This is a genomic window from Phytohabitans sp. LZ39 (assembly GCF_059359075.1).
The window spans coordinates 89,936-107,229 of record NZ_JCADBM010000003.1 but is presented as its reverse complement, the minus strand read 5'-3'; the positions used below and the strand labels follow the sequence as shown (position 1 = coordinate 107,229).

General features: G+C 71.6%; 9 protein-coding genes. 3 read left to right on the top strand and 6 right to left on the bottom strand.

Annotated elements, in window-relative coordinates:
- Nucleotides 1-37 precede the first annotated feature (37 nt).
- Nucleotides 38-1,582 (top strand): peroxidase family protein, encoded by a 1,545-nt coding sequence (locus AC5L36_RS07075; RefSeq protein ID WP_441220805.1) that lies wholly within the window; start codon nucleotides 38-40, stop codon nucleotides 1,580-1,582.
- A 54-nt stretch (nucleotides 1,583-1,636) separates the two neighbouring features.
- On the opposite strand, the gene AC5L36_RS07070 is transcribed toward AC5L36_RS07075, so the two are convergent.
- Nucleotides 1,637-5,827 (bottom strand): TIR domain-containing protein, encoded by a 4,191-nt coding sequence (locus AC5L36_RS07070; protein ID WP_441220804.1) that lies wholly within the window; start codon nucleotides 5,825-5,827, stop codon nucleotides 1,637-1,639.
- A gap of 196 nt (nucleotides 5,828-6,023) precedes the next feature.
- The gene (locus AC5L36_RS07065) at nucleotides 6,024-7,088 is read right to left on the bottom strand and encodes a PQQ-dependent sugar dehydrogenase (protein WP_441220803.1); all 1,065 of its coding nucleotides are present in this window, start codon (nucleotides 7,086-7,088) and stop codon (nucleotides 6,024-6,026) included.
- 118 nt (nucleotides 7,089-7,206) lie between these two features.
- Between AC5L36_RS07065 and AC5L36_RS07060 the strand changes: the two genes are divergently transcribed.
- Entirely contained in the window at nucleotides 7,207-7,683 is a 477-nt protein-coding gene (locus tag AC5L36_RS07060) for a hypothetical protein (RefSeq protein WP_441220801.1), read from the top strand.
- 634 nt (nucleotides 7,684-8,317) lie between these two features.
- On the opposite strand, the gene AC5L36_RS07055 is transcribed toward AC5L36_RS07060, so the two are convergent.
- The 4 genes from AC5L36_RS07055 to AC5L36_RS07040 form a co-directional block, all read right to left on the bottom strand.
- Nucleotides 8,318-9,043: a peptidylprolyl isomerase gene (locus AC5L36_RS07055; RefSeq protein WP_441220799.1), complete on the bottom strand. Its 726-nt coding sequence runs from the start codon at nucleotides 9,041-9,043 to the stop codon at nucleotides 8,318-8,320.
- A gap of 143 nt (nucleotides 9,044-9,186) precedes the next feature.
- The gene (locus AC5L36_RS07050) at nucleotides 9,187-10,137 is read right to left on the bottom strand and encodes an alpha/beta hydrolase (protein WP_441220797.1); all 951 of its coding nucleotides are present in this window, start codon (nucleotides 10,135-10,137) and stop codon (nucleotides 9,187-9,189) included.
- A gap of 14 nt (nucleotides 10,138-10,151) precedes the next feature.
- A complete protein-coding gene (locus AC5L36_RS07045) occupies nucleotides 10,152-10,457 on the bottom strand; it encodes a putative quinol monooxygenase (RefSeq protein WP_441220795.1) in 306 nt (101 codons plus the stop codon).
- A gap of 120 nt (nucleotides 10,458-10,577) precedes the next feature.
- Entirely contained in the window at nucleotides 10,578-10,718 is a 141-nt protein-coding gene (locus AC5L36_RS07040) for a hypothetical protein (RefSeq protein WP_441220793.1), read from the bottom strand.
- 322 nt (nucleotides 10,719-11,040) lie between these two features.
- Here AC5L36_RS07040 and AC5L36_RS07035 point away from each other — a divergent pair, with 322 nt between their 5' ends.
- On the top strand, nucleotides 11,041-17,247 hold the full coding sequence (locus AC5L36_RS07035) for an RHS repeat domain-containing protein (protein WP_441220791.1): 6,207 nt from the start codon (nucleotides 11,041-11,043) through the stop codon (nucleotides 17,245-17,247).
- Nucleotides 17,248-17,294 lie beyond the last annotated feature (47 nt).

Genomic DNA, 17,294 nt, shown 5'->3' with positions numbered 1-17,294 from the left:
CCATCGGGTCTCGAGGGCGCCGGCCCACACTGCCGCCATGGCTTTACACAACCCAAGCACCAGCGGCATCAGCCGGCGCCGGCTCATCGCCGGCATGGGTGCCGGCGCCCTGGTGGCCGGCACCGGGGGAGCCCTGCTCGGCGCGTCACCCGCGTCCGCGGCCTTCTCCGATCGGTTCGGGCGGATGTTCCCGTCGCTGCCGCCGTTCGGTTCGGCGACCACGCAGATGCGTAACGCGCTCGTCGACATGGCGCGCGTCGGCGGTCCGATGGACGCCCGCGACCCGATGAGCGTGGGCGCCCAGGCGCTCGCCGACCTCCAGCAGCACAGCGTCAACAACCCGGACAACTTCTCGATCCCGCAGGGCATGACCTACTTCGGGCAGTTCGTCGACCACGACCTGACGCTCGAGAACAGCGCGCCGCTCGGCACCCCGGTCGACCCGACCACCGTGCCCAACAGGCGCACGCCCGCCCTCGACCTCGACGCCCTGTACGGCAACGGCCCGACCGGGAGCCCGCAGCTCTACGACTCGGCCGACCCGGCGAAGCTGCGGATCGAGTCGGGCGGCCGGTTCGAAGACCTGGCCCGCAACGCCAACGGCACCGCGGTCGTCTTCGACCCGCGCAACGACGAAAACCTGGCGATCGGGCAGATCACGGCGGCGTTCATCCTCTTCCACAATCGCGTCGTCGACCTGGTGCGCGCGCAGGGCACACCGGCCGCGCAAGTGTTCGCCGCCGCGCGCCAGCTCGTCACCTGGCACTACCAGTGGATCGTGCTCAACGAGTTCCTGCCGCTGATCGCCGGTCCGGGCGTGGTCTCGACGGTCCTCAACGGCGGCCGCCAGTTCTACCGCCCGGAGCCCGGGCCGACCTTCATCCCGGTCGAGTTCGCCGCCGCGGCGTACCGCTACGGGCACAGCCAGCCGCGGCCGTCGTACCTCGTCAACAGCACCGGCAACAGCGGCGGCAACCCGTTCTACGCCCTGCTCTTCGACGCGGGACAGAACGGCAGCGCCGACCCCTCGGACATCCGCGGCGGCAAGCGGGCCGCCCGCCGGTACCTCGACTACGAGTTCTGGTTCCAGTTCTTCGACGGCCAGGTCCGCTGGAGCAAGTGGATCGACGTGCGCCACTCCACGCCGATCTTCGGCTTTCCGCTGCCACCCCCGCCGGCCGGCTCGCCCGGCGGCAACCTCATCGCGCGGGACCTCCTGCGCCAGCTGACCTTCGGCATCCCGTCGGGCCAGCGGATCGCCGCCGCCATCGGCGCGCCGGCGCTCGGCGCCTTCAACTTCACCGAGCTGGCCGGCTACGGCCTCGGCCTGGACGCCAACACGCCGCTGTTCTACTACATCCTCAAGGAAGCCCAGCTCCAGGCCGGCGGCGGCATGCTCGGCGCCGTGGGCGCCCGGATCTGCGCCGAGGTCTTCATCGGCATCGCGCAGCTCGACCCGGGCAGCTACCTGAAGGTGCAGCCGGGCTGGCGCCCCACGCTCCCGGCCCGCTTTTCCGGGCAGTTCACGATGGCCGACCTGCTCACGTACGCGCGGGTCGACCCGGCCAGCCGCAACACCTGACGCGCGCCACTTCCCGGCCGCCGCCGCGATGTCCACCCACCGCGGCGGCGGCCCTCACCAGATCGCCCCGGTGACGTACGCCGAGGCGGTCGGTCGATCGGTAGCGGCGGACCAGCATCCCACTCTCGACACCGGGATCGTGTAGACGGAGCTCCATCCGACGATGTGGCAGTGCGCGTCGGAGGAGCCGGCCGCATATGCCACGACCTGGTAGGCGTCGTCGCTCCGCTGCCACCAGATGTCGCGAAACAGCCCGGTTTCGAGGCTCTCGCGATCCGTCCCGAGGTGCAGGTGTTCGTAGGGTCGATCCGCGCGGCCGACGAAGCTTGTCAGCCAGGAGAAGCTCAACGCGAACCGCGCGTCGACCGGCTTGCCCGACGGATCCCGGCAGTCGACGCCCTGTACACCAGAAGGGGACGGCAGGGCGGACAGCTTGCAGTGCGCCGCCGCGCCGACGGCGCTGACCTGATAAAACTGCGAACCGCCGGGAAGGCCCGCCGACGCGGGCACGAACACCTCGTACCGGCCGGTGGCCCGACGTTCGACCCAGCCCGTCCGTCCCGTGGAGTCGTACCGGTGGTGGCGGTCGGGCTGGTGCCGCTCGTCCGTGGGCCGGTCGGCCAGCAGGTAGGACATCCGGCCGGTGCCGGCGGGGCCCGCGGCGAAGTTGGCCACAAACCGCGTGTCCGCGGGCTCTCCTGTCGGGCCGTAGCACCGCACCCGGACCACTTCCGCGTCGTCTTCCGGTGCCCAGCCCGCCACCGCGCAGAAGTTGCTCGTGTCGCCGTAGGCGGTCGCGTGGGCGATGCCGCCGGCCGTACCGAGTCCACCGAACCTGACCCGGTAGCTTCCGGCACCGTCGCGGCGGACCTCCACGTCCCCCGAGGCGGCCGAGTTGTAGAGGTAGTAGGCGGCGGGCCGGTACCGGGCCGCGGTCGGGAGCTCGGCCCGGACGAAGCCGGCCGCGCCTCCCGCCGACGGGGGCGCGGCGCTGGCCGTGCTGGCCGCCGCGAGAAGCACCAGCAGCGCACCCACGGCGGCCCACCGCCAACGCCTGATCGACCTGAACGCCCGCCGGAACCCGGCGGCGAGCACCGGGTCGTGGACGTCGGCGTAGAACGGGATGGCCCGCCGCAGGCAGTACTCGGCGAGGCTGTCACCACGCGACCGCCAGGCCGCCGCCAGGTGGATCCAGGTCAGTCCCTCGCGGTACGGGTCGCCGATCCGGCGGTAGCGGACCAGGGCCCGTTGGTAGTAGTCGATCGCCGGGCCGATCCGGCGGCGCCGGCGCCAGGACGCGCCCCGGTCGAAGCAGACGCGTCCGAGGCTGTGCAGCGCTTCGGCTTGGCCTTCCAGGTCGCCGGCGTCCTCGTACAGCGCCAGTGCCCGCTCCAGATCGGCGGCCGCCTCGTCGAACCGGTGCAGTTCCCGATGTGACACGCCGAGGACGAGGAGGGTATTGGCCTCGTCGCGAGTGTTGCCGGCGTCGCGTAGGAGCGGCAACGCCCGTTGGAGGTGGGTGACCGCGGCTTCGTACTCACCCAGCCGCCAGTAGCCGACTCCGCGGCGGGCGATCTCCACGCCACCGACATGGCCGGCGGTCATGGCGGACCTCGCCAGCGCCTGCTGGAGCCGGTCGTTCATCACCTGTGGCTTGCCGGCGTCCCGGTGGATCTGTCCGAGGTAGGTCAGCACGTTCGCTTCGCTGGCCCAGTCGCCGGACTCCCGGTAGAGGTCGGCCGCCTGCTCCAGAGCCGCGACCGCCTCGGTCTGGGCCGTGCCCAGACGGGCAAACCCGATGTTGACCAGCGCGTGCGCCACCGAGTGGGGATCACCGGCCTCCCGGAAAGCGTCCAGGGCCAGCTGGAAGTGCTTCAACGCCTCGTCACGCCGGTACTGGTCGCGGTAGGCGTAGCCCAGGTACAGCAGCGTCCCGCCCTCGCCGTGCCGGTCGCCGGTCTCCCGGTACAGCGCCAGCGCTTGCCGGTGCAGGCCGACGGCGGACCGGTCCGTGCGGGCGAGCCCGAGGGTGTTGAGCGTGCGGGCCTGGCGGTGCGGGTCGCCGGTCTCCCGGTACAACGCCAGTGCCTGTTCCAAGTGGACGGTCGCGTCCGCGCGGTGTCCCAGGTACAGGCTGGCCCTGCCGAGGCAGTCCAGGGCCGCGGCCTCCCGGTCCCGATCCGCCAGCCGCCGGGCCGCGGCGAGGGCCAGCCCGCCGGACTCCAGCAGGTCGCCGTAGTAACCCCGCCGCTCGTGCAGCGCCCACCAGAGCACCGGTACCAGGTCGCACGCCACCGCGTCGTGGCCGTGCGCGGACGCCTGACGGGCGGCGGCGAGAAGGTTCTCCCGCTCGGCCTCGCACCAGTCCAGGGCCGCGACCGGGGTGGCGAAGACCGGTACCGGGTGGGCCGGCGTCCCCAGGGCACGGCGCCGCGCGTGCGGGGCGACGGTCGCGGCGGCGGCGTCGGCGGCGTGCAGGTACCAGCTGAGCATCCGGGCCACGGCGGCCGCGCGTTGCTCGGCGCTCTCCTCCGTCGCGACGCGTTCGGCGGCGTACGCGTCCAGCAGGTCGTGCATCTCGTACCGACCGGGGGAGACCTCTTTCAGCAGGGCCACGCCGGCGAGGGTGTCGAGCAGCCGCCGGGTCTCGGCCGGCGGGACGTCGCCGAGCGCCGCCGCGGCGGGCACGCCGATGTGCGGGCCGGCGTGCAGTCCCAGCAGCCGCCACATCCGTGCCACATCCGGGCGCAGCGTGCTACACGACCAGGAGAAGACGGTCCGGATCTGGTCGGCGGGGTCCCCGGCCAGTTCGAGCGCGGCCAGCCGACCCTCCTGGGCCAGCTCCTCGACGAGCTCGGCGAGTCCGCCTCGGGGACGGGCGGTCACCCTCGCCCCGGCGATGCTCAGTGCGAGCGGGAGCCGGGCACAGGCCGTGGCCAGGCGGTCCACGGCCGCCGGCTCGGTCGACGCCCGCTCGGCTCCGATGACCCGCTCCAGGAGCGTGACAGCCTCCTCCTGGGACAGCAGGTCCAGGTCGAGCCGGGTGGCACCGTCCCGGGCGACGAGCCCCGCGAGGCGCGCGCGGCTGGTCACCACCACCGCGCACGACCCCGAACCGGGCAGGAGCGGCCGTACCTGCTCCTCGCTCACCGCGTCGTCCAGGACGACGAGGAACCGCCTCCCGGCCAGCCGGGAGCGGTACCAGACGGCGCGTTCCTCCACTGTGGCCGGGATGTCGCCGGCCTTCTCGCCCAGGTCCCGGAGGAGCCGATCCAGGGCATCCGCCGGCTCGACGGGTGGTGCCGACCCGTGAACGTGCAGGTCCAGGTAGAGCACGCCGTCGGGGAACCGGGCCCGCATCCGGTGCGCCCAGTGCACGGCGAGGGCGGTCTTGCCGACGCCCGCCATCCCCGCGATCACCGTCGTCGCCGGCGCGCCGGCGGGGTGCTCGACGAGCCGGTCCAGCGTCGCCAGGTAGTCCTCACGACCGGTGAACCTGGACACGTCCCGCGGTATCTGCTCGAGCACCGTCAGCCGCGCGGCCGGATAGGGCACCTCGGACGGGAGGCCGTACCTGCCGGACGTGAGCCGGGCGAAGACGGCCAGCGCCAGGACGCTCCCGATCGCGGCTCCCGCCAGCCAGCCGCTCGGGACCGACTCCCGCGCCAGGTAGGCGACCACGGCGAGGATCGGCACCAGGACGGCGAGTGGCCACAGGCGGCTCAGCGCTCGCCATCCCGCCGCCGGCCGGTCCCGCCGCGCCGGCTCCGCCGGGCCGGGCGGAGCCCCCGGAAACGGCGATGCCGCCGGCCGGCCGGGAAAGCCGGCGGGCGCCAGCCGGGGCCGCACGGGGTCGACCGCGGCGAGCAGTCTGTCCCGCGCGACGGCCTCGTCGGCCTCGACGAGGTCGACGTACACCCGAGCGGCCAGCAGCCGCGGCGGCGCGCACGGCTGCACCCGGACCGGGATGAGCAGACCCTTGTCACCCGTGGGGTCCTGGGTGAACGCCGCGTGCCACTCCGCCGAGGTGAACGCCGAGGCCAGGTATGCCGGCGACAACACCGCGATCGTCCGCCGCGCCGACTCCGACGCCTTCTGCATCTCGTGTACGAAATCGTGACCCGGTCGAATGTCCGCCGCCTGGTACACGGTCGAATACCCGGCCCGCTCCAACTCCGCGGCGATCCAATCAGCCCATACGCGATTGTCGCGCGCGTAGCTGATGAAGAAATCCTTGCCTGCCACGTCTTCGCCCACCCGGTCTCCCATCCGGCGCGGGCAATCATACAAACCGGGCCGCCATTTCCGACATGACCCGACCAGCCACAATCCCCCTCTCGGGGGTACGGGCGGAACCGAAACAAGCGATCATGACGGTGAATTCGTGTTCCGGTGTCAATGACGCGACAGCTCGCGTTCTCGGCCGGGCCCGGCTCGTACGTTACGGGGTCACCCGGATGATCAGGTCGTAGTCGGGGGCGGCGTGGCCGTTGGTCAGCACCCACAGCGACCCGTCCGGCGCCGGCGTCACCTGCCGCAGCCGGCCGTACTCGCCGGTCAGCAGCTGCTCCGCCGACGAGCCGTCGGTGTTGATCCGGTAGAGCCGCTCCCCGCGCAGGCAGGCGACCCAGATCTTGCCGCCGTGGTAGGTGATGCCGCTGGGTGACGCGTCGGCGGGTTTCCAGGTCGCGACGGGGTCGGTGAACTCGGGCTCGCCACCCGTGCCCTCCAGCTCGGGCCAGCCGTAGTTGCCCCCGGGCACGATGTGGTTGAGCTCGTCGAGGTTGTGGTGGCCGAACTCGGAGGCGTACAGCTCACCCTTGTCATCCCAGGCGATTCCCTGCGGGTCGCGCAGGCCCCACGCGTAGACCGGGGAGCCCTCGTCCGGGTTGCCCGGCGCGGGTTTCCCGTCCGGCGTGACCCGGAGGATCTTGCCGCCCAGGTCCTTGCGATCCTGCGCCTTGGGGCGGTCGTCGGCCTCGCCGGTGGTCACGTAGAGCATGCCGTCCGGGCCGAACCTGATCCGTCCTCCATTGTGGATCTCGCCGGGAGTGATGCCGGTCAGGACCGGCTCGAGGGGAGCCTGCGAGTCCAGCCGCAGGCGGCTCACCCGGTTGTCCCGCGCGGTGGTGTGGAAGACGTAGATCCAGCCGTCCCGCTGGTAGGAGGGGGAGACGGCGACCCCTTGCAGCCCGCCCTGCACGGGATGGGCGAGGTCGGCGATCGTCCGGACCTCCGTGACCTGCCCGTCCGCGGTCACCTTGCGCAGGCGGCCGCTCTCCCGCTCGGTGACCAACGCCGACCCGTCGGGCAGAAACGCCATGTCGAACGGCATGCGCAGCCCGCTCGCGACCGTCTCGACGGACGCCGGCTCGGCCTTGGGGGCGTCGCGCACGGTGGGCTGGGCCCACCACCCGTAGAAGGCACCGTAGGAGTAGCCCGCGGTGACGGAGGCCACCACCAGCACCGCCGCAATGCCATACACGAGGAGCCGTCGCCACCGCACGCGGTGATCTTAGGAGCCCCCTTATATGAATCTTGACGTCGAACCGGTAACCGTTGGTTGAAGAGTTGCCATCTGCTTGGATCCGGAACCATCTGGAACAGGCACGTGTCGTCCATGCGTGGACAACGTGGCGGTACTGGCGGTTGTGGTGTGCGGATTGTTGACAACCGGCTGCTCGGACGCCGACGAGCCGAAACCCCCGGCCGTGCCGTGCGCCCACGATCTCGGCGGCACCCCGCCGACCGATGACGCCTATCGGATCGTGCTGGACGCGGTCGCGCTGCCGGCCGGCACGCTCACCCCGCAGGAGTCGGGCGAGCCTGGCCGCCTCTTCGCCAAGCAGGGGCTTGTCGTCCGCGCCAACACCGAGGTCGACATCACGATCGCGCCGGAGGCGGCCGCCGGCACCCGGATCGGCTGGGGCAGCCCCGCCCCCGAGGCCACCGCGGTCCACGTGCCCGCGTGCCCGAGCGGCAGCGGATGGCTCGCCTTCGCCGGCGGCTACACAGTGCGCGCGCCGACCTGCGTGCCACTTGTCGTCGAGGCACACGGACGCCGCGAACGCGTCGAGGTCAGCGTCGGCGCCGACTGCTGACCCGTGCGCCCACACCGCCCCAAGAGGGCAGCAGGGCTCCCGTTTCGGGGTGAGGGTCGCGCTCGTCGTGGCGTTTTCTTCGAGGCATATTTGCCCATGTCCGCGTCAGCGGCGGACCGTATGCTCCCGCGGGCACCGTTCCCGGCCGGCGGCTCGCAGCGCTCGCCGAAATCCCCGGCCGTCCACTGCCAGCTCCGCGGGACAAGCCCCGCCGGGGTCTTCGCGGGGCCTACCTGCGCCATCCTGACGCAGCGTTACCAGCTCATGGGTCGAGACTTCGAGATCTAGGAGGCTTAGGGTTGAAATAGCGCCCAAACTCTCCTAGATCTCGAAGCTCGCGCCGCTCACACCCTCGTGGCGGTTACCCGCGGCGACGACAACCCCGTTGCTTTCCCGGATCGCCGATCCGGGAACAGACATTGTGGACAAACGTCGACCACCGCCCGGCGCGAGCCCCGTCACCCCGCCCCCTTTCCTGCCGGCCGGTCGCGCGCAGGGGTGAGCGCGACCAACGGCGGACGGGTGAGGCTGCGGGAGCAGCGGTCCGGACCACGACGGACATCGCGGTAGCTCAAATCTCTGTCTAAATAGGGGGATTCAGGGGTCGAAGCCACCCCCCAACTCCGGGCGGTCTCTAGATCGCCAGGCAGATCTCGGTGCGGAGGGCGGGGGCGCCGTCGACCGGGGCCGGGTCTTCGGGGGTGGGTGCCACGCCGCCGGCGGCGACGCGGTCGAGGGTGCGCAGGCCGAGCGGGCGCACGCTGCCGAAGATGGTGTAGTTCGGCCGCAGTGCCGAGTCGGCGAAGACCAGGAAGAACTGGCTGCCGTTGGTGTCCGGGCCGGCGTTGGCCATGGCCAGCACGCCGCGGGCGTAGACCTTGCGCGCGCCGGTCGGGTCGGTGGGCGCGGGTGGCAGGTCGGTGGGCAGCTCGTCCTTGTAGCGGTATCCGGGGCCGCCCGAGCCGGTGCCCGACGGGTCGCCGCACTGAAGCACCTTCAGCGTGGGGTAGGTGGTGAGGCGGTGGCAGATCGTCCGGTTGTAGAAGCCGTGCCGCACCAGGTGGCGGAAGCTCTGCACGGTGCACGGCGCCTGCTCGCGGTCGAGGGTGAGCGGGATGAGGCCGAGGTTGGTGATCAGCGTGGTCGTGACCGTGCCGCGGTCCGGCGTGTGGCGGGGGTCGGGCGGCAGCGGGACCGGTCGCGCCGCGGGCTCGTCCGGGGTCTTCGTGTACTGGCAGGGGCCCTTCGTCACGTCGGGTGGCGTCGTGGCGGCGTGTGCCGGAGTGGCGGCGGCGGCGAGGAGCAGGCCGGCGGTGAGCACCGTGACGGCGATGCGGCGTGGGACCACGTTGTCCTCCATGTGACCGATGCGAGTCTCCCCAAACGGTCTAACGGACATCGATGTTTCCGTCAAGCGCGGTTATCGGTCGACGCACCATGTCGTGCGATCACGACGAACACCCGAAACCGGTGACCGGCCCGGCCGGCCGGTCACCGGTGCGGTCAGGACGCCAGTGTCCGGGTGAGCCAGTCGGTGCGGGCGCGCCGGGCCGCGGCCGAGATCGCCGCCTTGGGATACAGCGCGTCGAACCCGTGGAAGCCGCCGGCCCACACGTGCAGCTCGGCCTGGCCGCCGGCCGCCCAGATCCGGGTGGCGTAGGTGACGTCCTCGTCGCGGAAGACCTCGGCCGAGCCGGCGTCGATGTAGGTGGTGGGTAGGCCGGTGAGGTCGTCGGCCAGCGCGGGCGAGACGTACACGGGCACGTCCGTTCCGGTCGCCTCGCCGAGCACCGAGCGCCAGCCGAAGTCGTTCATCTCGCGGGTCCAGACCCCTGGCTCGCCCGAGTACTGGCGGCTGGACGTGGTGACGTTGCGGTGGTCGAGCATGGGTCCGATCAGGACCTGGGCGGCGATCGGCGGGGTGCCGCGGTCGCGGGCCATGAGGGTGACGCCGGCCGCGAGGCCACCGCCGGCGCTGGCACCCGCGACGACGACGCGGGCCGGGTCGATGCCCAGCTCGGCGGCGTGCTCGGCGACCCAGAGGAGGCCGGCGTAGCAGTCGTCGACGAGCGTGGTGCCGCCGACCTCCGGCGCCAGCCGGTAGTCCACCGAGACTACGACCGCGCCGAGCAGGTCCAGCCACTCCAGCGGGATGTCGATCTGGGAGTACCGGTCTCCCATCACCATCCCGCCGCCGTGGATCCAGTAGACGCACGGGGCCGGGGTGGCGCGGCCGGCGGGGCTGAGGATCGACAGTGGAACGCGCGCGCCGTCCGGGCGGGGGACGGTGACTTCGCGCCGGTCGATGGCGCGGCCGTCGAGCAACGGTTCGACCGGCGTCGACGAGAAGGGGCGGATCTGCGCGAGCGCTTCGGTGTCGAGCCGCGGCACGAGCGGCATGCCGGCGAGGAGGGCGCTCAGCTCGGGGTCGAAGCCAGGGCGTGGCGACGTCATCGTGGTTGCCTCTCTCAGAAAGCGGGCTTGCCGCCGACCGGCAGCTCGTCGGTGTACCGGGATTCGCCGGCCATCAGCGGCTGGAGCTTCGCGACGAGCGCCTGTGCCGGCTCGGTGGCGAAGAAGGCGCTGTGCGCCTCCGGGCTGGTCCACCCCTCGGTGACGTACACGACGTCGGGGTTGCTGGCCGAGCGGCCGACGAGGAAGACGACACAGTCCACATTGGCCAGCGACGGCGCGTCGAGCAGCAGCGCGATCACCTCGTCGCCCTTGCCCGGCAGCGCGGTCATGGTGGCGTGGAAGCCATGCTTGACGGTCATGGGTTGTTCTCCTGAGGTCTGGGATATCGACCAACCCATGCAATCACCGTGAACAGGCAAAACGTTAGAACGATGCTCCCGGCGCCTTGCCTGATCCTCTCAGTGTGGCGAGGATCGCCGTCAGCGTGGCGGGACGCGGCTGACCACGATGGGCACGGACGCCGCACCCAACGCCAGGACCAGCAGCGCACCCAGCACGCGTATCCACCAGGCTCGGTCCCAGATACGCGTGAGTGGCACTATCGCGAGCAGGCCGATCACGACGCTGACCCGTTGAAGAATCGTATAAACGGATGGTTCTTTTTTCTTGACGCCCCCCGAATCGTCCTCCGGTGTGTTGCCTGAGGCCGAGTCGCTTTCCAACAACGGCGAGCCTTTCCGTCGAGCGCGGTCGTTGGAGGGTACGAAACCGGCCGCCCGCACCGCAATCAGATCACGGGCACATTGGGGAACCGACAAGTGGTGGCGCGCGGCCGAAGCCTAAATCTGTGCAAAGTCGACGGCGGATTCGTTGTCCGGGACTGTTCGAGGCATTTGAATGCCGGAAAGCCATCTGGCGCCCGCGTACGCGAAGGAGACCACGATGCTGCGACGAAATCCGCTCATAGCCGGCCTAGTGGCACTCGTGGTGGGGATCTCGCTGACGGCGGGTTCGCCGCCGTCCGCGTCCGCGGCACCGGATCCCGGGCCGGCGGCACCGGGGCTGGACTGGCGGGCGGCCGCGGCGGACGCCCGGAGCGGCGAGCCGGGCTCGCCGCCGGTGAAGGCGACGGGTTCGGCGCCGCTCGTGCGCAGCCGGCCGGGCACCGCGCCCACCGCGACCGCCTTGCCGGCTCCGGGGGCGAGTGAGGTTTCCCTGACCGCGCGCGCGACGCGGGCCGGCACGTCGCCGGTCGCGCTGAGCGCGAAGTCGGCGGCGGCGGCCGGGCGGCGGCTGCGGGTCGAGGTGCTCGACCACAAGCTCGCGGCCCGTGCGGGGGTCTCCGGGTTCGCCTTCCGCGTCTCGGGGCCGGGTGGGGCGGCCCTGGGCGCGGGAGCGCTGCCGGTCGAGGTCTCCGTCGACTACTCGTCCTTCGCCGAGCGTTACGGCGGCGGCTACGCGGACCGGCTGCGGGTGGTCGCCCTGCCGGCGTGCGCGGTCGCCGCGAAGGCGCCGCGCGGCTGCGCGCGGGGCGGCACGGCGGTGCCCTCCCGAAATCTTCGCGACCAGCGCCGCCTGGTCGCGGACGTCCGCGATTTGACCGCGCTCGCCGCCGACGCCCCGGTCCTGGCGGTGACCGCCGCGCCGGAAGGCGAAGAGGGATCGTTCAAGGCGACCCCGCTCGAGCTTTCCGGCGACTGGCAGGTCAGGACGGGGTCTGGTGAGTTCACGTACCGCTATGACATCCCGATCGCCGAGGCACCGTCGGGCCCCACGCCGGAGGTGCGGCTCAACTACTCGTCCGGCGCCGTCGACGGCATGGTCTCCGGCCGCAACACGCAGCCCGGCCCGAACGGTCTGGGCTGGAGCGACTTCGCCGACTCCTTTGTGGAGCGTCGCTACACCTCCTGTCTGGACGACGGACAGGTCTACGCCGACCTGTGCTGGAAGTCGGACAACGCCACGATCTCGTTGAACGGCAAGGCCTCGGAGCTCGTGCCGGTGCCCGGCTCCAGCCCCAAGCAGTGGCGGATGCGCGACGACCAGCGGTGGAAGGTCGAGCAGCTCACCGGGGCGCCCAACGGCGACAACGACGGCGAGTACTGGAAGGTCACCACCCCCGACGGCGTGCGGTACTTCTTCGGCAGGGGCGAGAATCCCGACGTCGGCGTGGAGACCAACTCGGCGTGGACGGTGCCGGTGTTCGGCGATGACGCGGGCGAGCCGTGCAGCACCGTCACACCGGTGTCGTGGTGTTCACAGGCGTGGCGCTGGAACCTCGACCTCGTCATCGACCCGAACGAGAACGTGCAGCAGTTCGAGTACGAGAAGGAGATCAACCACTACTCCGCCCTCAACGGCTGGCCCGGGTTCGAGCACACCGAGTACGTGCGGTCCGGCGTGCTGAAAATGATCAAGTACGGCAAGCGCCGCGCGCCGCTGTCGGCGACCGAGCCTTCGGCGGAGGTCAAGTTCGACACCGGGTTCAGGTGCCTGGCGCTCGACCACACGTGTCAGGAGCCCACGGCGGCGACGGCGAGCGACTTTCCCGACACGCCCGTCGATCTCATGTGCTTCGCCGCGCCCTGCGCGGAGCACACGCCGACGTTCTTCACCGCCCTGCGATACAGCGAAGTCGTGGCGAGCGTGAACGACGGTGACAGGTTCATCGACGTCGACAAGTTCCGGTTGGCGCACGGCCTGCCCGACCCCGACCCGGGCCGCACCGGTGACCAGAAACTCTTCCTGACGGCCGTCCAGCGCACCGGGCTGACCGCGGCATCCGCCCTGACGATGCCCGAGACCACGTTTTCGCCGGTGCGGCTGGACAACCGGATCGACACCGGCGGTGGCCTGTCGGCGATGCCGCACTACCGCGTGGGTGTCGTGACGAACGAGTACGGCGGGCAGACCACCGTGACCTACGGCCGGCCGCACCCCTGCCCGAGCCCGCTGCCCGATCCGCCCAACTGGCATCTCAACACGCGCAACTGCTTCCCGCACTGGCACAAACCCGAGGGCGGCGCCGGCGGTTTCGCGGTCTTCCACAAGTACCTCGTGACGAGGATCGACGAGCGCGACCCGCTCGGCGGCGGCACGCCGATGGTCACCGAGTACCGGTACGGCGACCAGGTCGCGGCCGGCCTGCCCAACGGCGCGTGGCACCACGACCGCGACGAGTTCGTCCCCAACAGCGTGCAGAGCTGGTCGGAGTGGCGCGGCTACCAGGACGCGCTGGTGAGCCAGGGCAGCACGCGCACCCGGTTCCGCATGTACCGCGGCATGCACCGCGACCGGCTGGCCGGAGACCCGTTCCCCGGCCCCGGTTCGCGGGTGGCCACGATCTCCAGCATCGACGGCACGGTCGCCAACGTCCCCGACGAGAACTGGCTCGCCGGCGGTGTCCTCGACAAGGTGTCCCTGCGCGCCGACGGCACGGTCGAGTCCGGCGTGGTGCAAGGGTTCCACGCACATAGGACGGTCGACGTCACCGCCACACCGGACCCGCTCGACGACGCCTGGTTCGTGGTGCCGAACGACAGGGTGGACAGGCGTCGAAATCCGGCCGACGGCGGCTACCTGCGCCGCCGCACGCAGACGGTCGTCAACGGCCTGCTGGGTACGCCGGACCAGCTCGTCGAGCACGGCTGGACCAACGTCAGCGGCGACGAACGGTGCACCCGGACGGTCCCCGCGTTCAACACCGACCTGTGGCTGCTGGACTTTCCGGCGTCGGTGACCCGCTACGCCAACGCCACGTGTACCGGCGCGGAAGTCAAGCGCACCGAGTACGCCTACGACGGCGGGGCCTTCGGCGGCGCGCCCACGAAGGGCAACCAGACCGGAAAGCGCGACAAGATAACCGCCGCGCCCACGTGGGCGGCGACCACGACGACGTTCGACGCGCTGGGCCGCCCGCTCACCGTCACCGACCCCAACGGTCACACCATGACGACGACGTACACGCCGGCGATCCGCTACCCGGAGACGACGACCGTCAAGAACCACCTCGGGCACACGAAGCGCACCGACTGGTTCGTCCTGCGGCGCGCGCCCGGCGTGGAGACCGACGCCCGCGGCAAGAAGACGACACACACGTACGACGCGCTGGGCCGGTCGCTGACCGTCCGGCGCCCCACCGAGCAGGCCGCCGGCGCACCCGCCTCGTTCCAGTTCTCCTACGACATCGCGATGGACAAGTCGCGGGTGCCGGTGGTGCGCACCCGCCAGCTGCTCGACTCCGCCGGTGGCTCGCCGCGGTACGTCGACGGTTGGGTCGTGTACGACACCATGCTGCGCGAGCGGCAGACCCACAAGCAGTCGCCGGAGGCCGGCAAGGTGCTCGTCTCCGAGACGGTCTACGACGACCGCGGCCTCGTTTCCGTGGTGTCGCCGCCGCAGGCGGTCGCCGGCGCACCCGGCTCCGGGATACTTCCGGCGCCGGCCGGCGGATGGGCCAACGACACCCTCACCGCCTACGACGAACTGCGCCGGCCGGTGTGGGAGATCCACCGGGCCGGCGGCGCGTACCGCTGGTCGGTCGCGACCGAGTACACCCACGACACCATCCGGAAGACGCCGGACCCGCCCACCGGGGGAGTGGTCCGCACGGTAAAGGACGCCCACGACCGCATCGTGCGGGCCGAGGAGCTCGACGGCGCGTCGTGGCGCACCACCGCCTACGGGTACGACGCGGCCGACCGGCTCACCACCGTACGCGACCAGGCCGGAAACACCATCACGAACACATACGACATGGCGGGTCGCAAGGTCGGCGTGGCCGATCCCGACATGGGCACCTGGTCGTACGCCTTCGACGGGGTCGGCAACGAGATCCGCTCCACCAACGCGGCCGGCGTCCAGCTGCACACCCGCTACGACGCGCTCGACCGCAAGACCGAGCGTCGCAGAGACTCCGCGTCCGGGCCGCTGCTGGCCCGATGGGAGTACGACGCACCGGGCGAGGAGGGGCTGCTCAACCGGTCCACCCGCTTCGACGCCAGCGGCGACTGGGTGGTGGACGTCGCGGGCTACGACGACCGGTCGCGGGAGACCGGCCGCACCTGGACCGTGCCCGCGGGAATCACCGGCCTGTCCGGCGGCTACACCGTCGGCTACGGCTACGACTCCGCCGACCATCGCACCCGTCTCACGTACCCGGCCGTGGGCGGGCTGGCGGCCGAGACGGTCACCACGACGTACAGCGCGACCGGCCTGCCCAGCACGATGGTGGGTGCCGAGGAGTACGTCTGGGGCGCCGCGCGCGACGACCGGGCGCGGCCGGTGTGGTTGCTGTCCGGCCCGCGGGCGACGCCGTTCAGCCGGGTTTTCGACTACGACGGCGACCAGCGGCTCGCCCGGCTGCGCAGCGGCGCGGGCAGCACGACCATCCAGGACATCCAGTTCCGCTACGACCTCGCGTTCGGCAACGTCGTCGAACGGAACACCACATTGGACACCCAGGCCTGGCGGGAGTGCTTCGACCACGACGACCGGCAACGGCTGACCCGCGCGTTCACCACGAGCGGGACGTGCGCGGCCGGCACGCCGGGCACCGGGACCAACCCGTACAACCACACCTACGAGTACAGTGTGGACGGTAACCTGACCAGGCGCGTCGAGGGCGCCACCCCGGTCGCCTACACCTACCCGGCCGCCGGCACGGCCCGGCCGCACGCGCCCACCGCCGCCGGCGCGGGCACCTACACCTGGAACGCCACCGGCGACCTCGCCACCCGGACGGCCGGCGGCCAGACCGAGACGCTCACCTGGGACGCCGAGCGGCGGCTGACCCTGGTCGACGACCCGGACGGCGACTCCTCTTTCGTGTACGACGCGGACGGGGCGCGGCTGCTGCGCCGCACCCCGCAGGGCGCGACCCTGTACATCCAGGACCACGAGGTCACCAAGCCGTCCTCCGGTTCGGCGAGCGCGGTGCGCACGTACGCGTTCGGCGGCAACCAGACCGCGATCCGGACCACCGGCGGGGTCGAGTACCTTGCCACCGACAACCAGGGCTCGGTGCAGCTCACCGTGCCCAGCGGCGGGGCGGCGCCGAGCAAGGTCCGGGCCTACCAGCCCTACGGCAGGCCGCGCACGGCGGACACGACCGCCACGGATCGCGGCTTCATCGGCCAGGTCGAGGACAAGGCCACCGGTCTCAACTATCTCAACGCCCGCTACTACGACCCCGGACTCGGCCGGTTCATCTCGCCGGACCCGCTCTTCGAGATCGCGAACCCGCAATCCATCAACCCGTACGCGTACGGGCTCAACAACCCGGCGGCGTTCTCCGACCCGAGCGGGCTCATCCCGCTGGAGTGCGCGACCGGCGAGATCGAGTGCCAGAACAGCGGCGGCACGTGGATCAACGCTCCGTCCGCGACGTCGGCGGCCAGCCAGGTCGGTGCGGCGGTCGGCGCGATGATCGCCGACATGCAGGCGTCGCCGAGCCAGGAGGGTGCGGGCACGCCGCCGCTGGAGGGCTCGGTCCTCGACGCGATCAGGCAGGCGTACGAGGACCTGAAGAACGGCACGGACGTACCGGGCATCGGCGTCTGCGCCACGGCCGCGTCCCGGCTGCTGCGCACCTCCATCGACGGCTGCTACCTCGTGACGGCCGAAAACTACGGCCAGCTCGTCACCCTGTCCGGCGGCCGGATCAATAGCGACGCGCTCACGCTGGAAGGCCTCATCACCAACGCGCAGAGCCTCCAGGAGCTGGAAGGCCCCGGGGTGTGCCTGGGCGGCGGATCCGGCGGCATCGGGGGCGCCTCGGTCACCGTCTGCGCGAGCCTGAGCGAGGATCGCGAGACCGGCGTCCTGAGTTTCCGCGGCACGGTCGCCATCCTGCCCGGAGTCTCCGTCGGCCCGCCTGGCGCCGGCTGGTGGTTCACGATGGGCAACACCTGGATCGCCGAGCGGGGAGCCACTCCGGGCGTGGCCCGCGACGTCCTCAACGGCCTGTCCTGGATCGCACAGCAGGACTATCCCGAGATGTACAACTCGCTGGTCGAAGGGCTGGCCGACGGCTCGATCATGGACGCGCCCGGCGAATGGCTCGCCGACCAGATCCCGGAACCGGAAGAGTTCGAGTGCGCTTGCCCCACCCCGGAAGGAGGCGAGCCGATCAGCGGTGAGCTGACCTGACCGACGTGGACCGACGCCGGATGCCGGGCACCCGAACGCCCGGCATC

What these genes read in the sequence shown, in the direction of transcription:
- AC5L36_RS07055 (WP_441220799.1), bottom strand. Translation starts at nt 9,043, where the DNA reads ATGGAGGACAACGTGGTCCCACGCCGCATCGCCGTCACGGTGCTCACC.
- AC5L36_RS07035 (WP_441220791.1), top strand. Translation starts at nt 11,041, where the DNA reads ATGCTGCGACGAAATCCGCTCATAGCCGGCCTAGTGGCACTCGTGGTG.
- AC5L36_RS07050 (WP_441220797.1), bottom strand. Translation starts at nt 10,137, where the DNA reads ATGACGTCGCCACGCCCTGGCTTCGACCCCGAGCTGAGCGCCCTCCTC.
- AC5L36_RS07045 (WP_441220795.1), bottom strand. Translation starts at nt 10,457, where the DNA reads ATGACCGTCAAGCATGGCTTCCACGCCACCATGACCGCGCTGCCGGGC.
- AC5L36_RS07075 (WP_441220805.1), top strand. Translation starts at nt 38, where the DNA reads ATGGCTTTACACAACCCAAGCACCAGCGGCATCAGCCGGCGCCGGCTC.